This is a genomic window from Actinomycetospora succinea (genome assembly GCF_004363095.1).
In the GTDB taxonomy this organism is placed as follows: domain Bacteria; phylum Actinomycetota; class Actinomycetes; order Mycobacteriales; family Pseudonocardiaceae; genus Actinomycetospora; species Actinomycetospora succinea.
Genome location: NZ_SNYO01000004.1, coordinates 269,484 through 288,421 on the forward strand (window position 1 = coordinate 269,484; position 18,938 = coordinate 288,421).

Genomic DNA, 18,938 nt, shown 5'->3' on the forward strand with positions numbered 1-18,938 from the left:
GGCGAGGACCCCGCTGCTTCCCCCGCATCCCGGCCGTCGCGCCGGTCGCCGCCATCGATGACGAACAGCACTCGAGGAGATCCAGCATGACGAGCACCGAGCTCTCCGACGTCGAGAAGAAGAGCCTCGAGGAGATCCCGCACCCCTCGCTGCCCGAGGGCTCGAGCATCTACGGCGGGACGAAGGTCTTCCCCGACCTGCAGGCCGAGAACGGCGAGTCCTACTTCACGCTCGTGCACGGCATCGCGCACGAGTCGTCGGTCAGCTTCGTCGCCGTCCTCCAGGCCACGCGCGCCCTGCGCAAGGGCTTCGAGTCGGCGATGTACTTCTACGGCCCCGGCTCGCTGAACTGCCTGGCCACGCGCGGCTTCCCCACCACGGGCACCTCGGCGTTCCCCGGCGAGCACAACATCAACGACCAGCTCAAGACGTTCATGGGCGAGGGCGGCAAGGTCTACTGCTGCCGCTTCGGCCTCTCGCTGCACGGTGCGCGCGAGGAGGACCTCATCGAGGGCGTCATCCCCACGCACCCGCTCGACGTCCAGGACGCGCTCATCCACTACGCCCGCAAGGGCGCGATCATCAACTCGACCTACCAGCTCTGACGTGCCGCGGCCGGCGCGGGGCGACCCGCGCCGGGCCGTGTCCCCTCATGTCGAGAGCTCTGGAGGTCCGCACGTGTCGTCCGATCCCGGGCTGTCCGCCCGCTCCGAACTGGCCGTCCGCGGCGTCGCGGTCGACCTCGGCCCCTCCATCCCGCTGCGCCGCCCCGGCGGCGCCGGCCCGTCCGCCGACGGCCACGTCCTCGTCGACGGACTCAAGACCACGATCCCGATCAATCCGGCGAGCCCCTACCGCCTGAAGGACGGGCGCCTGGTCCGCACCGGCCCCGACGGCGGCGTCACCGACCTCGGCGTCGACGTCGACACCGTCGCCCGCCCCGCGTTCTACGACCTCACCACCGCCGACGGCGTGCCCTACGAGAAGATCGCCCGCCTGCACGGCAACGACGTGCTCGCGACGACCGTCGTGCAGACCTGTGTCCGCTACGACGAGCCGGACCGCTGCCGCTTTTGCGCCATCGAGCAGTCGCTGCGCACCGGCGCGACCACGGCGGTGAAGACGCCCGAGCAGCTCGCGGAGGTCGCCGAGGCCGCGGTCCGCCTCGACGGCGTCAGGCAGATGGTGCTGACGACGGGCACGTCGAACGGCCGTGACCGCGGCGCCCGCCACCTCGCCCGCTGCGTGCGGGCGATCAAGGCCGCGGTGCCCGGCCTGCCCATTCAGGTCCAGTGCGAGCCGCCCGCCCCGTCGGACCTCGGGGCCATCGCCGACCTCCACGACGCCGGCGCCGACGCGATCGGCATCCACGTCGAGTCCCTCGACGACGCCGTCCGCGCACGCTGGATGCCCGGCAAGGCGAGCGTCCCGCTCTCCCAGTACTGGCTCGCCTGGGACGAGAGCGTGCGCCTGTTCGGCCCGAACGCCGTGTCGACCTACCTCATCGTCGGCCTCGGTGAGGACCCCGACGAGCTCGTCGCCGGCGCCGCCCAGCTCGTCGACCGCGGCGTCTACCCCTTCGTCGTCCCCTACCGCCCGATCCCCGGCACGCTCGCGTTCGCCGACGGCGACCCCGCGCCCGACCCGGAGCTGCTCGCCGAGGTCACCGCGCGCGTCGCCAAGGTCCTGGTGGCCGCCGGCATGCGCGGCGCCGACCAGGCCGCCGGGTGCGCGGCGTGCGGCGCGTGCTCGGCGCTGTCCGCGGCGGGGGGCTGAGGACGATGTCGATCCTCGACGACCTGGGCGCCGCCGACGAGATCCTCGGCGGACGGACTCGCCGGCCCGCCCGGGACATCACGATCGCCGAGGCGCCCGCGATCGACGGGCGCCACCCCGACGTCGTCGCCCACCGCGCCCTGCGCCGCGCGGTCTTCGTCGACGAGCAGGGCCTGTTCCGCGACGACGTCACCGGCGACCTCGACGAGCACGACCACGACCCGCGCGCCGTCGTCCTCGTCGCCCGCGACGGCGCCGGCGAGGTGCTCGGCGGCGTCCGGCTCGCACCCGCCGACCCGGACGCCGCGCGCCCCGACCTCGGCTGGTGGACGGGCAGCCGGCTCGTCGTCGCCCCGACGGCCCGGCGTCGCACCGGCGCCCGGGTGGGCGCGGCACTGATCCGCGCCGCCTGCGCCCGCGCCGAGGCCGCCGGCGTCCTGCGGTTCGAGGCCGACGTGCAGGCCGCCAACGAGACCCTCTTCCGGCGTCTCGGCTGGCAGCGGGTCCGCGACACGACGATCAAGGGCCGCCCGCACGTGCACATGCGGTGGCCGGTCGGGCGCTTCGCCGACCTCGTCGCCGCGACCAAGGCCCCGCTCGGCGAGCTCGTCGCCGGGCTGGCCGGGTCGGGGCTCCACGTCGGCGACGACGGGGCGCCGGTGCCGGGCAGCGATGTCGTCGCGGCCTGCGACGCGATCCTCCCGGCGATGGTCGAGCGCGATCCGGAGTGGGCCGGGTGGTGCGGGGTGCTCGTCAACGTCAACGACCTCGCGGCCATGGGTGCCGCGCCGACCGCGCTGCTCGACGCCGTCGGCGCGCGCGACGCCTCGTTCGCCCACCGCGTGCTCACCGGCCTGCGCGCTGCCGCCGCCGCGTACGGCGTCCCGGTGATCGGCGGGCACACCCAGCTCGAGGTGCCCGCCTCGCTCGCCGTCACGGCGCTGGGCCGCACGTCCTCGCCCGTCCCCGCCGCGGGCGGGCGGGCGGGCATGGCGGTGCGGCTCACCGCCGACCTCGGCGGCACCTGGCGACCCGGCTACACCGGCCGGCAGTGGGACTCGACGTCGACGCGCGCGCCCGCCGACCTGCGGGCGATGGTCGCGGCGCTCGGGCCCGACGCGCCCCACCGCCCGGCGGCGGCCAAGGACGTCTCGATGGCCGGGGTCGTCGGCACGCTCGGGATGCTCGCCGAGGCGTCGGGCACCGGCGCGGTGCTCGACGTCGCCGCCGTGCCCCGTCCGGCCGGCGCGACCGTCGCCGACTGGCTGACCTGCTTCCCCGGCTTCGCGCTGCTCACCGCCGACGACTCGGGCGCCCCCGCCCCGGCCGCGGGACCGGCGACGAGCGCCGTGTGCGGGGAGCTGACCGAGAGCCCCGGGGTGGCCCTGCGCTGGCCCGACGGCGAGCTGACCGAGGCCGTCGCGGGCGGCGTCACGGGACTGGGCCGGGCCGCGACCGACGAAGGGAACCACCCATGACCGTCAGGACGTTCGCGGCCGCGGCCGCCGGCTTCGGCCGCGACCTCGACGAGGACTTCGCGACGATCGCCACGCTGCTCGGGCAGGCGCGGGCCGCGGGCGCCGACCTGCTCGCGCTGCCCGAGGCCGCGCTCGGCGGGTACCTGTCCTCGTTGCACGACTCGGGCGGGCGGGGTGAACCCGTGGACGTCCCCCCGGAGCTGGAGGTCGACGGCCCCGAGGTGCGGCGGCTGATCGCGCTGGCCGGCGACACCGTCGTCACCGCGGGCTTCTGCGAGCGCGGCGACGAGGCGTCGGGCGGGCGGCCGTACAACAGCTGCGTCGCGGTGACCGGCGACGGCGTGCTCGGGCACCACCGCAAGGTCCACCAGCCGCTGAACGAGAACACCTCGTACGCCGCCGGTGACCGCTTCGCCGCCTTCGACACGCCGATCGGGCGGCTCGGCATGATGATCTGTTACGACAAGGCGTTCCCCGAGGCGGCCCGGGCGCTGGCGGTCGACGGGGCGCGGGTCGTGGTGTGCATGTCGGCGTGGCCGGCAGCGCGGACCGACCCGGCGCCGGTGCTCGCCGACGACCGCTGGACCCGGCGCTTCGACCTCTTCGACCGCGCGCGGGCGTTGGAGAACCAGATCGTCTGGGTCTCGGCGAACCAGGCCGGGACGTTCGGCGACATGCGGCTGGTGGCGAGCGCGAAGATCGTCGACCCCGGCGGGGAGGTGCTCGACACCACGGGCACCGAGGCCGGTCTGGCCGTCGCGTCGGTCGACGTCGACGACGCCGTGGACGCCGCGCGGCGCTTCATGGGGCACCTGCGGGACCGTCGCCCGCGGTCGTACTCGCGGCCGTCGACGCCCCTCGTCCCGGCGCGGGCCGGCTAGGCCGGAGGGTGGTCCGCCTCGCCGCTGCCGCGGCCCACTTCACGCGCGACGTCGGGTTCGACCTCGACCGCATCAAGATGATCGTCTCGCACGCGCGGGACGCCGGGGTGGCGCTGCTCGCGCTGCCCGACGGGGCGCTCGGCGGGTACCTCACCGACCTGCGCCGTCCCGACGAGGAGTGCCTGCCGCCGCTGCTCGAGCCGAACGGCGACGAGGTGCGGTCGGTGATCGACATCGCGGGCGAGATGGTGGTGTGCCTGGGGTACAGCGAGCTGGGCTCCGACGAGGGTGCTGCTCCGGTGCGCTACGACGCGGCCGTGTGCCTGTCGGGCGACGGCATCCTCGGCCGGCACCGCAAGGTGCACATCCCGGCCGGTGTGGCGCCGCTGTTCCAGCCCGGCGACGGGTTCGCGGCGTTCGACACCCCGCTCGGGCGGATGGGCCTGCTCATCGACCACGACAAGACGTTCCCGGAGGCGGCGCGGACGCTCGCGGTCGACGGCGCCGAGACCATCGCCTGCCTGTCCGCGTGGCCGACGTCGCTGACGAACCGGGCGCCGCGGATGGCGCAGGACCGCCAGGCGCGGCTGTTCGACCTCTACGACCAGGCGCGGGCGGCGGAGAACCAGGTGGTCTGGCTGTCGTCGAACCAGAGCGGGCGGCACGGGGCGCTGCACTTCCTGGGGCGCGCGAAGATCGTCGGGCCGGGCGGGGAGATCCTCGCGCGGACGTGGTCGAAGGGCGGGCTGGCGGTGGCGGAGGTGGACCTGCCGGGCATCGTCGGCGCGGCGCGCTCGGTGCTGCACCACCTGTCGGAGCGCCGGCCTTCCACCTACGGGCCGTGGTGACGTGCGGATCGCCCTGCTGACGTACTCGACGAAGCCGCGCGGGGGCGTGGTGCACACGCTCGCGCTGGCCGAGGCGTTCGCGCGGGCGGGGCACTCGGTGACGGTCTGGGCGTTGGCCCGGGGTGGCGACACCGGGTTCTTCCGGTCGGTGTCCGACGGGGTGAGCGTGCGGCTGGTGCCGGTGCCGGAGATCGACGGCGAGTCGGTGGGGGAGCGGATCCTGCGGTCGATCGCGCTGCTGGCTTCCGAGTTCTCCGGGGAGTACGACGTCGTGCACGCGCAGGACTGCCTGACGGCGAACGCGGTGGGTCGTGCCCGGGGCTACGGCTCGCTGTGGCGCACGGTGCACCACCTGGACCAGTTCACGACGCCGGAGCTCGCGGCGTGCCACGAGCGGGCCCTCGTGGAGCCGGCCTCGCTGGTGTGCGTGTCGGAGGCGGTGGCGGGCGAGGTGCGCGCCGGGTGGGGGAGGGCGCCGGCGGTGATCGGGAACGGGGTGGACTCCGCGCGGTTCGCGTCGGCGGCGTCCTCGGGTGCGGGCGAGCCGTGGCGGGCGCGGTACGGGCGCTACGTGCTCGCCGTCGGGGGGATCGAGCCGCGCAAGGGGACGGTGGAGCTGGTGTCGGCGATGGCGCGGCTTCCCGGTGCACCGCTGGTGATCGCGGGCGGGGACACGCTGTTCGACTACCGGTCCTACCGCGAGGAGGTCTTCGCGCGGGCGGCGGAGCTGGGCGTGGAGCCGGTGGTGCTGGGGCCGGTGCCCGACGAGGAGCTCCCAGGGCTCGTCGCGGGCGCGGCGGTGTTCGCGTTCCCGTCGACGAAGGAGGGCTTCGGGCTCGCGGCGATGGAGGCGCTGGCGGCCGGGGTCCCGCTCGTGACGCGCGATCTCCCGGTGCTGAGCGAGGTGTTCGCGGGCGCGGCGCGCTTCGCCGACGGGCCGGAGGGCTTCGCGCGCGAGATCGCCGCGGTGCTCGAGGGGTCGGACGTCGACGCGGCCCACGCGACCGTCGGCCGCGCCCTCGCCGCGGCGCACACGTGGGACGCGGCGGCCGACGCGCACCTGGCCCTCTACCGCCGTGGTGCTCCGAGCGACTGAAACGGCCGAGGCCCGGTGCGAGCGATGCGGCTTTGCTGGCGTCTGACGCCAGGATCGCCACATGCTCGCTCGCGCGACACGCCGGGGAGCGCGCCGAGGCCCGGGGTGTGTCAGCGTGGCGGCCACCCGCGGCACGAAGCGAAGCGGAGCTGCCGCGCCGGAGGCGGAACACGGCCGCTGAACGTCAGAAAATCCACCCGCTCGCGACGCGATGGTTCGCGAGGACGACGCGACCGTCGCGGATCTCGACACCTTCGGCGCGCAGGCGGGCGTGCTGCTCGTCGAGGATCTGCGGGGCGCTGGACCCGTTGGCGCGCAGGACGCGGTGCCACGGCAGGTCCGAGCCGTCCTCGCTCAGCACGCGGCCGACCAGGCGCGCCGACGCCTCGCCCACCTCGGCAGCGACGTCGCCGTACGTCGCCACGCACCCCTCGGGGATCGCGGCCACCGCCGCGCGGATCCGCTCGTGCCGGTCCTCGTCCACGCCGCTGAGTCCAGCACGAGCGACACCCGGTCCGGGAGCCGGGAGCGCGGTGATCGTGGCGGCTTTTCTGACGTTCAACGTCAGCATGGCCGCCACGCTGAAACACCCTCGGCTCGCTCCACGGCGTGTCGCGCGAGCGAGGATGTGGCGATTCTGGTTCCAGACGCCAGCGATGCCGCATCGCTCGCACACCCCGTGTGCGCCGCCGCCACCCACCTCCACGCCCTTGTCGGGGGGACGTGGTGGAGTGGTGAGCGTGACCGCCTCGCCGAGTGCCGACCGCGCGCCCGAGCTCCGCCGCGCCGCGGCGTGGGTGCCGGGCGAGCTGGTGCTCGACGACGCCGCGCGGCGGGTCCTCGAGCACGACGCGGGCTTCCTGCGCGTGCTCGGCGGGCCCGGCACCGGCAAGACGACGCTGCTCGCCGAGCGGGTCGCGCGCCTGCTCCACGCCCAGCCCGACGCCCGTCCCCTCGTGCTCGTCGGCGACCGGCGCGCGGCCGCCGCCCTCCGCGAGCGGATCGCCGCGCGGCGACGGGCCCTCGACGACGCCGACCGGCCGGCGGGCGCGGTCGCCGAGCCCCTGGTGCGCAGCGTCCACTCGTACGCGTTCGCGGTCCTGCGCCGCCACGCCGAGCGCCGGGGCGAGGCGCCGCCGCGCCTGCTGCCCGGTGCCCAGCAGGACGCGATGGTGCGCGAGCTGCTCGGCGGCGAGGTCGCGGGCGCCGGCGTCCCGTCGGGCTGGCCTCTGCGCATGCAGCCCGCCCTGGAGGCGCCCGCGTTCGCCGGCGAGGTGCGCGACCTGCTCCTGCGCGCCGCCGAGCGCGGCCTCGGGCCCAAGGAGCTCGCCGACCTCGGCAAGCGCCACGGCGTGCCCGCCTGGATCGCGGCCGGGCGCTTCTACCGCACGTACGAGGAGGTCACGCTGCTGCGCGCGGCCGCGGGCTCCGCCAACCCCCTCGCGAGCGCCCCGCCTCTCGACGCGGCCGAGCTCGTCGCCGCCGTCCTCGACGCCTTCGTCACCGACCCCGACCTCCTCGAGGCCGAGCGCGCCGCGGTCCGCCACCTCGTCGTCGACGACGTCCAGGACATGGACCCCCAGCAGATCGAGCTCGCCCGCGCGCTCGGTGCCGCCGCCGACGACTGGGTGCTCGCCGGCGACCCCGACTCGTCGGTCCTCGGCTTCCGCGGCGCCGACCCGGCCCTGCTGCGCGACGCCGACCCCGGCGGCCTCGCCACCGTCGTCCTGCCCGTCGACCACCGCAGCCGCCCCGCGCTGCGCGACGCCGTCGCCCGCGTCGTCGCCGCGCTGCCCGGCGCCGGCCCGGGACGCACCCGGCGCGCCCCGCAGGAGGAGGACGACGAGGACGGCCGCGTCACCGTCGACGTGTACGCCACCGCCGGGCGCCAGGCGGCCGCGGTCGCCGACCGACTGCGCCGCGCCCACCTCACCGACGGCGTGCCCTGGTCGCGCATGGCTGTCCTCGTGCGCAGCGTGTCGCTGTCCCTGCCGCCGCTGCGCCGCGCGCTGCTCGCCGCCGGCGTCCCGCTCGCCGTGCCGGCCGACGACACCCCGCTCGCCGCGCTGCCCGCCGTCGCCCCGCTGCTCACCGTTCTGCGCTGCGCCGCCGACCCCCAGCGCCTCGACGCCGACACCGCGCTCACCCTGCTCGCCTCCCCGCTCGGCGGGGCCGACCCGCTGGCCGTGCGCCGGCTGCGCCGCGGGCTGCTGCGCCGCCACGAGGCCGGCGGCGGCGCGGCCGACACCCCGAGCGATGCGCTCATCGTCGACGCCCTGCTCGACCACGTGCACCGGGAGAAGAACCCCCTCGCGCTGCTCAGCCCGTCGGAGGCCGCGCCGCTGGGCCGGGTCGGCGAGCTCCTCACGGCCGCCGCGACGGCCATCGACGCCGGCGCCTCGGTGCCCGACGTGCTCTGGGCGGTGTGGGAGCGCAGCGGCCTGCAACGGCGCTGGGTGGCGGCCAGCGAGCGCGGCGGGGTCACCGGCGCGCAGGCCGACCGCGACCTCGACGCCGTCGTCGCCCTCGTCGAGCGCGCCGCCCGGTTCGTCGAGGACCTGCCCGGCGGCACCGTCGCCGGCTTCGTCGCGCAGGCCGACGACCAGCGGATCCGCGCCGACACGCTCGCCCCCCGCGCCCCCGACGGCGAGGCCGTCGCGGTGCTCACCGCCCACGCCGCGCGCGGGCGCGAGTGGGACGTGGTCGTCGTCCCCGACGTGCAGGAGGGCACCTGGCCCGACCTGCGACGCCGCGGCACGCTGCTCGGGGTCGAGCGGCTCGTCGACGTCCTCGCCGGCGTCCCCGACGACCCGGCCGTCTCCGCGCAGGCGCCCCTGCTCGCCGAGGAGCGCCGGCTCTTCGCGGTGGCGCTCTCGCGGGCGCGGCGCGCGGTGCACGTCAGCGCCGTCGAGGCCGAGGACATCACGCCGTCGCGCTTCCTCGACGACGTCGACGGCGGGCCCGCCACCGACGACCCGGCGGAGGCCAACCGCCCGCGCAGCCGCCCCGGGCGCGCGCTGGTGCTCGCCGAGCTGGTCGGCGAGCTGCGCCGGGCCGTCACCGATCCCGACGCCGACCCCGCGCAGCGCGAGCGCGCCGCCGACGGCCTCGCCCGCCTCGCCGACGCCGGCGTCCCGGGCGCCGATCCCGACGAGTGGTACGGCCTGCTCGCGCCGTCCACCGAAGCGCCGCTGCGCCCGCCGGGTCCGGTCGCGGTCAGCCCCAGCGCCGTCGAGACGATCCTGACCTGCCCGCTGCGCTGGGCGCTGCAGACCCATGGCGGCGACGACACCGACTCGCTGGCCTCGGTCACCGGCTCGCTCGTCCACGCCCTGGTCCAGCGCGCCGCCGAGGGCGCCGAGGCCCGCGAGCTCGAGGAGGCGCTCGACGTCGCGTGGGCGTCGGTCGACGCGGGCGCCCCGTGGTTCTCGCGCCGCGAGCTCGCCAACACCCGCCGCATGCTGGGCAGCTTCCTGACCTGGCGGGAGCAGACGCGCGCCCAGCTCACCGAGGCCGCGGTCGAGCGCGCCCTGGAGGTCGACGTGGCCGAGGGCGTCCGCGTGCGCGGGCGGGTCGACCGGCTCGAGATCGACACCCGCGGCCGCCCGGTCATCATCGACGTGAAGACGGGCAAGACCCCGATCTCCAAGGCCGACGCCGAGGCCCACCCGCAGCTCGCGGTCTACCAGCTCGCCACCGCCCTCGGCGCGTTCGCCGAGACCCTCGCCGGTCCCGACCACACCGCGGCGCGCACCGCGCCGGGCGGCGCACGGCTCGTCTACCTCTCCCGCGCCGGCACCGCGGCCAAGGAGCGCGCCCAGGAACCGCTCGACGACGAGGGCCTGGCCGAGTGGCGCGACCACGTCCGCGCCGCCGCCCGCGCCACCGAGGGCCCGCTGTTCGTCGGCCGCGAGAACGACGCCTGCCCGCGCTGCCCGGTGCGCACCGCCTGCCCGGTGCACGTCTCGGGGAGGCAGGTCCCGTGACGATCGTGGCGCCCCCGGAGCTCATCGACCCCGTCGAGCTCGCCGAACGCCTCGGCCTGCGCCGACCCACTGAGGAGCAGGCCGCCGTGATCGGCGCGCGGTGGGAGCCCGCGCTGGTCACCGCCGGGGCCGGGTCCGGCAAGACCGAGACGATGGCCGCGCGCGTGGTGTGGCTGGTGGCCAACGGCCTGGTGCGCCCCGAGCAGGTCCTGGGCCTGACCTTCACCCGCAAGGCCGCCGGGCAGCTCGCCGACCGGGTGCGGCGCCGGTTGCGCGTGCTCGGCGCGTCCACGCTGCTCGACGAGCTCGACCCCTCCGGCGACCGGCGCCTCGCCGCCCGCGCCGGCGAGCCCACGATCTCGACCTACCACGCCTACGCGGGCCGCCTGCTCACCGAGCACGGGCTGCGCCTGCCCGTCGACCCCGGCGCGCGCCTGCTCTCGCCCACCGCGTCCTGGCAGCTCGCCCACCGCATCGTGTCCACCTGGGCCGCCGACCTCGACACCGACCGCGTGCCCGCCACCGTCACGGCGCTGGTCCAGGCCCTGGCCGGCGAGCTCGGCGAGCACCTCGCCGACGCCGAGGTCCTGCGGGTCCACGCCGAGCGCTTCGCCCGCGCGGTCGAGGACGCGCCCCGCGCGAAAGGCCAGAAGGCGGCGCTCCCCCAGACCCTCGTCACCAAGGTCGCCGCCCAGCGCTTCCGGGCGGCGCTGCTGCCGCTGGTCGAGGAGCTGGCCGCGCGCAAGCGCGCCGAGCGCTGCCTCGACTTCGCCGACCAGATGGCCGCGGCCGCGCGCCTCGCCGAGGGACACGAGGAGGTCGGGGCCGCCGAGCGCGAGGCGTTCCGCGCGGTGCTGCTCGACGAGTACCAGGACACCGGGCACGCCCAGCGGGTCCTGCTGCGCTCGCTGTTCGCGGGCGAGGAGGACACCACGGTCACCGCGGTCGGCGACCCCTTCCAGTCGATCTACGGCTGGCGCGGGGCGAGCGCGGCCAACCTCCCGCGCTTCGTCACCGACTTCCCCCGCGTGGACGGGAGCGGCGACTGGGTGGCCGCCGCCCGCCACGGCCTGCTGACCAGCTTTCGCAACCCACCCGAGGTGCTCGCGCTGGCCAACGGGATCGCCGAGCCGCTGCGCGCGACCGGTGTCCCGGTCGACGAGCTGCGGCCCCGGCCCGGCGCGCCCGCGGGCGACGTCCGGGTCGCGCTGCACCCCGACGTCGAGGTCGAGCGCGCGTGGATCGCCGACGCCGTCGCCGACCGCTGGCGCGCCGCCGCCGACGCGGGCGTCGAGCCGCCCACCTCCGCGGTGCTGGTCCGCCGCCGCGCCGACATGAGCGCGCTCGCCGCCGCGCTGCGCGCCCGCGACCTGCCCGTCGAGGTCGTCGGGCTGGGCGGGCTGCTCGACGAGCCCGAGGTCCGCGACGTGGTGTCGGCGCTGCGCCTGGTGGTCGACCCGCTGGCCGGCGGGGCGGCGATCCGCCTGCTCACGGGCGCGCGCTGGCGCATCGGCGGCGCCGACCTCGCCGCGCTGTGGCGCCGGGCGCGCGAACTGGCCGCCCCCGCCGAGCACCCCGCGACCGTCAGCGACGCCGTGCCCGACCCGGTCGCCGCCGCCCTGCCCGGCGAGCACGCCGAGCGGGCGGGCCTGGTCGACGCGCTCGACGACCCCGGCCCGGCCGCGCGCTACTCGGCCGCCGGCTTCGAGCGCCTCCAGCACCTCGCGCGCGAGCTCGCGATGCTGCGGCGCCGGGTCACCGCGCCGCTGGTCGACCTCGTCGCCGACGTGGAGCGCGTGCTCCTGCTCGACGTCGAGACCGCGGCGCGCCCCGGGCCGACCGGGCGCGCGCACCTCGACGCGTTCGCCGAGGTCGTCGCCGACTTCTCCTCCGGCGCCGCGGCATCCGGCGGCGGGACGGCGACGGCCGCCCTGCTCGCCTACCTCGACGCGGCCGAGGACGCCGAGGACGGCCTGACGCCCGGCGAGGTCGACGTCGCCGACCCGGCGACCGGCGGCACCCGCGTGCAGGTGCTCACCGTCCACGCCGCCAAGGGCCTCGAGTGGGAGCTCGTGGCGCTGCCGCACGTCGTCGACAAGGTGTTCCCGGCGTCCAAGCGCTCGGGGTCGTGGCTGACGTCGGTCGCGTCGCTGCCCGTCCACCTGCGCGGCGACCGGCCCGACCTCCCCGAGCTCGACCTCGACGGCGCCGCCGACCGCAAGGAGATCCAGGAGCGCCTCGACGGCCACGAGCGCGCGTTCGACGACCGCCGACTCGTCGAGGAACGCCGCCTGTTCTACGTGGCGCTGACCCGTTCCGAGCGCACGCTGCTGGTCTCCGGGCACTGGTGGGGCGACACCGGCGACACCCCGCGCGGCCCGTCCGAGCTGCTCACGGAGGTGGGCGAGCTGGTCGCGGCGGGACGCGGCGGGGTCGTCGACGTCTGGACCGAGCCGCCCGAGGAGGGCGAGGCCAACCCGATGGCCGCCGCCGTCCACGAGGCGGCCTGGCCGATCGACCCGCTCGGCCACCGGCGCGCGGCGGTCGACGACGGCGCGGCGCTGGTGCGCGCCGCGCGGCGGAGACGGCACGCCGAGCCGGCCGAGACCGCCGCGCCGGCAGAGACCGCGACATCGGCCGGGACAGAGGACACCGCCGAGACCGCCGACCCCGAGGGCTGGGCCGCCGACATCGAGGTCCTGCTCGCCGAGCGCGCCGCGGCCCGCGACCGGCACGCGCGCGTGCTGCTGCCCCCGCAGCTCTCGGTCAGCCAGCTCGTCGACCTCGCCGCCGACCCGGCCGCGCTGGCCCGCCGCCTGCGCCGGCCGGTGCCCCGCGCGCCCGATCCTCGCGCCCGGCGCGGCACCGAGTTCCACGCCTGGCTGGAGCGCTGGTTCTCGGCCACCGAGCTGCTGGAGTTCGACGAGCTGCCCGGCGCCGCCGACGAGGACGCCGACGCCGCGGCCGACCCCGCCGGCGCGGCGGACGCCGCCGAGCTGCGCGAACGGTTCACCGCGAGCCGCTGGGCGAACCGCACGCCGGTCGCGGTCGAGGTGCCGTTCGAGACCGAGGTCGCGGGCACGCTCGTCCGCGGCCGCATCGACGCCGTCTTCGCCGACCCCGACGGGGGCGCCACCGTCGTCGACTGGAAGACCGGCGGGCTGCCGCGCGACGAGGCGCTCCCGGCGCTCGCGGTGCAGCTCGCGGCCTACCGGCTGGCGTGGTCGTCGCTGTCCGGGATCCCGATCGAGAAGGTCCGGGCGGCGCTGCACTACGTCCGGTTCGACGAGACGAAGGCCCCGGCCGACCTGCTCGACGCCGCCGGCCTGCGCGCCCTCGTCGCCGCCGTGCCCGAGGAGGAGCGGGTGCCCGAGGGCGACCCGGAGCCGCCGCCGCTCGGCGCCTCCCCGGACGACGACGACGTCGATCCCGACCGCGACGACGGCCCGCCCCCGGACGTCGACCTCGACCCGCGGTGAGCAGGCGCAGAATCGAGGAGTGAGCAACACGGAGACGGCGCCGCGCGAGGTCGCCTGCACGCCCGGCGGCACCGACACCGCCGTCGAGGTCCTGACGCCGCGCGAGGTGCCGCTCGGCGGCCCGCGGGCGATGACCGTGCGCCGCACGCTGCCGCAGCGCCGGCGCTCGCTGATCGGCGCCTGGTGCTTCGTCGACCACTACGGCCCCGACGACACGGTCGCCTCGGGCGGGATGGACGTCCCGCCGCACCCGCACACGGGGCTCGCCACGGTGAGCTGGCTGTTCACCGGCGAGGTCGAGCACCGCGACAGCCTCGGGGTGCACGCGCGGGTGCGCCCCGGCGAGCTCAACCTCATGACGGCGGGCCGCGGCATCGCGCACTCCGAGGTCAGCACCCCGGACACCACCGTCCTGCACGGGGTGCAGCTCTGGGTCGCGCTGCCCGAGGACGCCCGCGACGGGCCGCGCGACTTCGCCCACCACGCCCCCGAGCCGGTGACGATCGACGGCGGCGGCACGGCCCGCGTCTTCCTCGGCACGCTCGCCGGGTCGACGTCCCCGGTGGCCACGGCGACGCCGCTGCTCGGGGCGGAGATCCTGCTCGAGCCCGGCGCGCGGGTGGCGCTCGCCGTCGACCAGGCCTTCGAGCACGGCCTGCTCGTCGACCGGGGGCGGGTGACCCTGCAGGGCCAGGAGCTCGAGCCCGGCGAGCTGGGGTGCCTCCCGCCGGGCCCGACGACGATCGAGATCACCGCCGGTGCCGAGCCCGCCCGCCTCGTCCTGCTGGGCGGCCCGCCGTTCGGCGAGCAGATCGTCATGTGGTGGAACTTCGTCGGCCGCACCCACGACGAGATCGCCGCGTTCCGCGCCGCGTGGGAGGCCCGCAGCGAGCAGTTCGGCGAGGTCGGCGGCTACGTGGGCCGCGAGGGCCGGACCGGCGCGGACGCCCGCCTGCCGGCGCCGGCCCTGCCGCAGGCGACCATCCGGCCCCGCGGCAACCCGACTTAAGTGCACCGAGAGTGACGATCCGACCACGTGAGTCGCTCTTGTTGCACTCTCGGTAGCTGGCTACCGTCGAAGCAAGCCACGCGGCCAGGGGTGCCGGGACGCGGGGGGCTGGGGGGAGTCGGGGTGGGTGCCCGCGGGGCCGGCGTTCAGCCGGCCTCGCGGTGCACCTGGAGCGCCTGCGCGATCATCGGCGCCTGCAGGGGCAGGCGCCCGAAGGCCACCGCGCGCCACGGCCAGGCGCGCCGCCGCCAGTCCCAGGCCATCTGCACGTTCGCCGGGAACACCGCGACGAACAATCCCGCGGCGGCCAGCGCCCCGAGGCGCCGGGTCTTCGGCACCGCGACCGCCGCGCCGACCGCGAGCTCGGCGACGCCGCTCGCGTAGGTCCAGAACCGCGCCGACCCCGGCAGCCACGGCGGGACGATCGTGTCGAACGGCGCCGGCGCGACGCCGTGCAGCACGCCCATGGTCACCAGGCCACCCGCCAGCACGGCCGGACGCGTAGGGATCATGGTCCGCACCCTGACAGAGCAGCGTGATCACCGCCGGGCCGGGTCACCGCCCGACCGCGTACCCCTGGATCCCCCGCGGGTTCGCCGCGGCCCACCGCAGACCGCGGGTCCGATCGATGCCGACCGCCGACAGCCGCCCGAGCGACCACGGCCCGCTGCGGGTCACGCGGTGGCCGCGACGCTCCAGCGCGTCGATCACGTCGGCGGGCATCCGGTCCTCGACCACGGCGCCCGCGGGTTCGCGGCCGCGCGGCCAGAACGAGCTGGGCGACGACGTCGTGTGCAGGGCCGGCGCGTCGATGGCCTGCTGCGGGTCGTAGCCGCCGACGAGCGTGCGCAGCAGGTAGAGCAGCTGCCACTGGTCCTGCTGGTCGCCGCCGGGCGTGCCGAGCGCGGCGACGGGGCCGTCGTCGTCGAGCACGAGCGTCGGCGTCAGCGTGGTGCGCGGCTTGCGGCCGGGCGTCAGCGTCGACGGCAGGCCCTCCTGCAGCCAGGTCATCTGCAGCCGCGTGCCGAGCGCGAACCCCAGCTCGGGGATCGCCGGGGACGACTGCAGCCACCCGCCGGACGGGGTCGCCGAGACGATGTTGCCGGCGCGGTCGACGACGTCGAGGTGGCAGGTGTCGCCCTTCGTCTCGCCGGCGAGGGTGACGGTGGGCTCGCCGATGGTGCCGTCGGCGGTGGCGGCCGCGCCCGCCCCGGACAGCGCGAGCTCCGCCAGCACGGGGTCGCGGCCGCCGAGGCGCCCGGGGCGCAGGTCGGGCGAGGCGGCGTCGGAGATGAGGGCACGGCGGCCGGCGACGTAGTCGGGGGCGAGGAGGTCGGCGACGTCGAGGAGGTCCGCCGACTCGCCGAACCACGCCTCCCGGTCGGCGTGCGCGAGCTTGACCGCCTCGAGCACGAGGTGCGCGCCCGGGTCGCCGGCGGGGTCGAGGTCGGCGTCGTCGAACCCCTCGAGCACCGCGAGCGCCGCGAGCAGCCCCGGGCCCTGACCCCACGCCGGGGTCTTGGCGACACGCCACCCGCGGAACGAGCCGACGACCGCGTCGCACGTCCGCGCCCGGTAGCCCGCCGTGTCGGCGACGGTGAGCACGCCCGCGTGGTCGGTGCCCGACGAGTGCCGGTGCGGCGTGCGGACGGCGGCGGCCGCGGCCTGCGCCACGAACCCCTCGCCCCAGACGGTGCGCACGGCGTCGACGCGGGCCCCGCGGTCGGGTCCCTGCGCGGCCGCGGCCAGTCGCTCGAGGGTGTCGGCCCAGGCCGGGTTGCGGACGACGTCGCCGGGGCGCGGCGGCCGCCCGCCCGGCAGCCACAGCGCCGCGGAGGTCGGCCAGTGCTCACGGAAGAGGTCGGCGACGGCGGCGACGGTCGAGGCCAGACGGGGCACGGCGGGCACGCCGTCGCGGGCGTAGCCGATCGCCGGGGCGAGGACGTCGCCGACCTCCCACGTCCCGTGGTCGCGCAGCAGCAGGAACCAGGCGTCCACGGCGCCCGGGATCGCCGCCGCCAGCGCGCCGGAGCCCGGCACCCGGTCCAGCCCCTCGGCCCGGTAGGCGGCCGCGGACGCGCCGGCCGGGGCCGGGCCCTGCCCGTCGAGCACCCGCGGCGTCGGGTCGTCGGCGGTCGCGAAGATCGCGGTCATGTCGCCGCCCGGGCCGTTGAGGTGCGGCTCGGTGACGTGCAGGACGAACGCGGCCGCCACGGCGCCGTCGAACGCGGTGCCGCCGCGCTCCAGGACGCCCATCGCCGTGGCCGCGGCCGCCCAGTGCGTCGCCGCCGCCATCCCGACGGTGCCCTCGAGCACCGGGCGCGTCGTGAACTCCGGAGGGGCGGTCCAGCCTGCGGGCGTCACCACCGCAGCGAAGCCGACCGCTCACGGTCGGTGCAAGTACGAGACAGCAACGAGAAAGTATTGACGTAGGACTATGACTCCGCCAGGCTTCTCCTCGATACCCCGAGCCAGGAGGACCCGATGACCGCCCAGCTGACCGCTCCGTCCCGCACCCGCCCCGCCACGGTCGCCCTGTGGACGCTGCAGGTCCTGCTCGGGCTGATGTTCATCGTCGGGTCCGGGGCGCCGAAGCTGTTCGGCGAGGCCTACGCGGTGCAGATCTTCTCGGACCTGGGGACCGGTCAGTGGCTGCGCGTCGTCGTCGGCGTGCTCGAGGTCGCCGGCGGCATCGGCCTGCTGGTGCCCCGCCTCGCCGGGCTCGCGGCGTCGTGCCTCGTGGCCCTCATGGTCGGCGCCACCGGCGCGCAGCTGTTCTTCCTCTCCGAGGGCTTCTGGTACACGCCGGTGATCCTCGGCATCCTGCTCGGCGTCGTGGCGTGGGTGCGGCGCGGGGAGATCGTCCCCCGCCGGTAGCCAAGACTTCCCGCCCCGTCACCGTCCACGGTGGCGGGGCGGTGTGGTGTCCGCCTCCGGGCTAGCGTGCAGACCGTGACCAGCACCGAAGCCAGCTCCGAGAACGCCGCCGTGAGCGCCCGCGCCGACGCGTTCGTCGCCGATCTCCAGGAGTGGCTGCGCATCCCGTCGATCTCGGCCGACCCCGGCCACCACGACGACGTGGCGCGCTCGGCGGCGTGGCTCGCGGAGCGGCTGCGCGCCGAGGGCTGGCCGCAGGTCGAGGTCTGGGACGACACCGACGCCCTGCCCGCGGTGTTCGCCTCGTGGCCCGCCGCCGATCCGGCCGCTCCGACGGTGCTCGTCTACGGCCACCACGACGTCCAGCCCGCCGACCTCGCCGACGGCTGGTCGTTCGCGCCGTTCGAGCCCGAGGTCGTCGGCGAGGAGCTGCGCGGGCGCGGCGCCTCGGACGACAAGGGCCACCTCGCGATGGTCCGCCTCGGCGTCGCCGCACACCTGGCCGCCACCGGCGCCGACGGGCCCGCCGTGCACCTCAAGCTGCTCGCCGAGGGCGAGGAGGAGTCCGGCTCGGCGCACCTCGGGTCGCTGCTCGCCGCCCACCGCGACGCGCTGGCCTGCGACGCGATCGTCGTCACCGACACCGGGATGGTCGACCGCGACGCGCCGACCGTCTGCACGGGGATGCGCGGCATGGTCGACACCGAGATCGTCTTCCGCGGCGCGTCGGTGGACCTGCACTCCGGGCAGTTCGGCGGCGCCGTGCCCAACCCCGCCACCGAGCTCGCCCGCCTCGTCGCCGCGCTGCACGACGACCAGGGCCGCGTGCAGGTGCCCGGGTTCTACGACGACGTCCGCCTCCCGGCCGACGCCGAGCGCGCCGCCTGGGCCGCGCTGCCGTTCGACGAGCCCGCGTGGCTCGCGAAGTCCGCGGCGGGCGCGCAGGCCACCGCCGGCGAGGCCGGCTGGAGCACCTACGAGCGGCTCTGGGCGCGCCCGACCGCCGAGGTCAACGGCCTGCACGGCGGCTACGGCGGCCCCGGGCACAAGACGATCGTCCCGCACTCGGCGACGGCCAAGCTGACGTTCCGCCTGGTCGCCGACCAGGACCCGGCCCGCGTCCTCGACGGCATCCGCGCCTTCGTCGACGCGCACACCCCGCCCGGCATCACCGCCGAGCTCATCGCCGGCGGCCCGGGCGTGCCGCCGCTGATCTGCGACGTCGACTCCACCCTCGTGACGACGATCCGCGAGGCCATGGGCGCCGCGCTGGGCGCCGAGGTGCTCCCCGCCCGTGAGGGCGGCAGCGGCCCCGAGGCCCTGCTGTCCACCGAGCTCGCCGCCCCGCTCGCGTTCCTCGGCGTCATGCTGCCCTCGGACCGCATCCACGCCCCCGACGAGCGCGCCGTCCTGCCCCTGCTGCTCGCGGGCGCCGAGGCCACCGCGCACCTGTGGCGCCTGCTGGGCGAGCGCGGTGTCTGAGGGTCGAGCTCCGCTCCGCTTCGTCT

Annotated in this window: 14 protein-coding genes; 11 read left to right on the plus strand and 3 right to left on the minus strand. The window is 76.9% G+C overall.

Going from position 1 to position 18,938, the window contains the following annotated elements; all coding sequences use genetic code 11:
- The first annotated feature begins 86 nt into the window (after positions 1-86).
- The 6 genes from EV188_RS16435 (at position 87) to EV188_RS16460 (ending at position 6,079) form a co-directional block, all read left to right on the plus strand.
- Positions 87-605, plus strand: a complete 519-nt coding sequence (locus tag EV188_RS16435) for an MSMEG_0572/Sll0783 family nitrogen starvation response protein (RefSeq protein WP_133827362.1) — start codon at positions 87-89, stop codon at positions 603-605.
- Between the two features lie 73 nt (positions 606-678).
- Positions 679-1,776: an MSMEG_0568 family radical SAM protein gene (locus tag EV188_RS16440; protein ID WP_133827363.1), complete on the plus strand. Its 1,098-nt coding sequence runs from the start codon at positions 679-681 to the stop codon at positions 1,774-1,776.
- Between the two features lie 5 nt (positions 1,777-1,781).
- Positions 1,782-3,254 carry an MSMEG_0567/sll0787 family protein gene (locus tag EV188_RS16445; protein ID WP_133827364.1) on the plus strand — a complete coding sequence of 491 codons (1,473 nt, stop codon included), beginning with the start codon at positions 1,782-1,784 and terminating at the stop codon, positions 3,252-3,254.
- On the plus strand, positions 3,251-4,135 hold the full coding sequence (locus tag EV188_RS16450) for a carbon-nitrogen hydrolase family protein (RefSeq protein ID WP_133827365.1): 885 nt from the start codon (positions 3,251-3,253) through the stop codon (positions 4,133-4,135). Before EV188_RS16445 ends, EV188_RS16450 begins: the two co-directional genes overlap by 4 nt.
- An 8-nt stretch (positions 4,136-4,143) precedes the next feature.
- Entirely contained in the window at positions 4,144-4,983 is an 840-nt protein-coding gene (locus EV188_RS16455) for a carbon-nitrogen hydrolase family protein (protein WP_133827366.1), read from the plus strand.
- Between the two features lies 1 nt (position 4,984).
- Positions 4,985-6,079: an MSMEG_0565 family glycosyltransferase gene (locus EV188_RS16460; RefSeq protein ID WP_133827367.1), complete on the plus strand. Its 1,095-nt coding sequence runs from the start codon at positions 4,985-4,987 to the stop codon at positions 6,077-6,079.
- Between the two features lie 184 nt (positions 6,080-6,263).
- Here the strand turns inward: EV188_RS16460 and EV188_RS16465 are convergent, their stop codons facing one another.
- Positions 6,264-6,563, minus strand: a complete 300-nt coding sequence (locus EV188_RS16465; RefSeq protein ID WP_208114229.1) for an MGMT family protein — start codon at positions 6,561-6,563, stop codon at positions 6,264-6,266.
- Positions 6,564-6,819: 256 nt separating this feature from the next.
- Here EV188_RS16465 and EV188_RS16470 point away from each other — a divergent pair, with 256 nt between their 5' ends.
- The 3 genes from EV188_RS16470 to EV188_RS16480 are packed head-to-tail and all read left to right on the plus strand — an operon-like array spanning position 6,820 to position 14,553.
- Positions 6,820-10,065: an ATP-dependent helicase gene (locus EV188_RS16470; RefSeq protein ID WP_243741751.1), complete on the plus strand. Its 3,246-nt coding sequence runs from the start codon at positions 6,820-6,822 to the stop codon at positions 10,063-10,065.
- Entirely contained in the window at positions 10,062-13,544 is a 3,483-nt protein-coding gene (locus EV188_RS16475; protein WP_243741752.1) for an ATP-dependent helicase, read from the plus strand. The genes EV188_RS16470 and EV188_RS16475 overlap by 4 nt, the downstream gene beginning before the upstream one ends.
- 19 nt (positions 13,545-13,563) lie before the next feature.
- Positions 13,564-14,553: a pirin family protein gene (locus EV188_RS16480; RefSeq protein WP_133827370.1), complete on the plus strand. Its 990-nt coding sequence runs from the start codon at positions 13,564-13,566 to the stop codon at positions 14,551-14,553.
- Between the two features lie 146 nt (positions 14,554-14,699).
- Here the strand turns inward: EV188_RS16480 and EV188_RS16485 are convergent, their stop codons facing one another.
- Together EV188_RS16485 and EV188_RS16490 are read right to left on the minus strand one after the other, a co-directional pair.
- Positions 14,700-15,065: a DoxX family protein gene (locus EV188_RS16485; RefSeq protein WP_133827371.1), complete on the minus strand. Its 366-nt coding sequence runs from the start codon at positions 15,063-15,065 to the stop codon at positions 14,700-14,702.
- 43 nt (positions 15,066-15,108) lie between these two features.
- Positions 15,109-16,848: a gamma-glutamyltransferase family protein gene (locus tag EV188_RS16490; RefSeq protein WP_133827749.1), complete on the minus strand. Its 1,740-nt coding sequence runs from the start codon at positions 16,846-16,848 to the stop codon at positions 15,109-15,111.
- A gap of 189 nt (positions 16,849-17,037) precedes the next feature.
- Between EV188_RS16490 and EV188_RS16495 the strand changes: the two genes are divergently transcribed.
- Positions 17,038-17,430, plus strand: coding sequence for a DoxX family protein (locus EV188_RS16495; RefSeq protein WP_133827372.1), 393 nt, complete (start codon positions 17,038-17,040; stop codon positions 17,428-17,430).
- A gap of 75 nt (positions 17,431-17,505) precedes the next feature.
- Positions 17,506-18,912 carry a M20/M25/M40 family metallo-hydrolase gene (locus EV188_RS16500; RefSeq protein WP_243741753.1) on the plus strand — a complete coding sequence of 469 codons (1,407 nt, stop codon included), beginning with the start codon at positions 17,506-17,508 and terminating at the stop codon, positions 18,910-18,912.
- Positions 18,913-18,938: the final 26 nt, after the last annotated feature.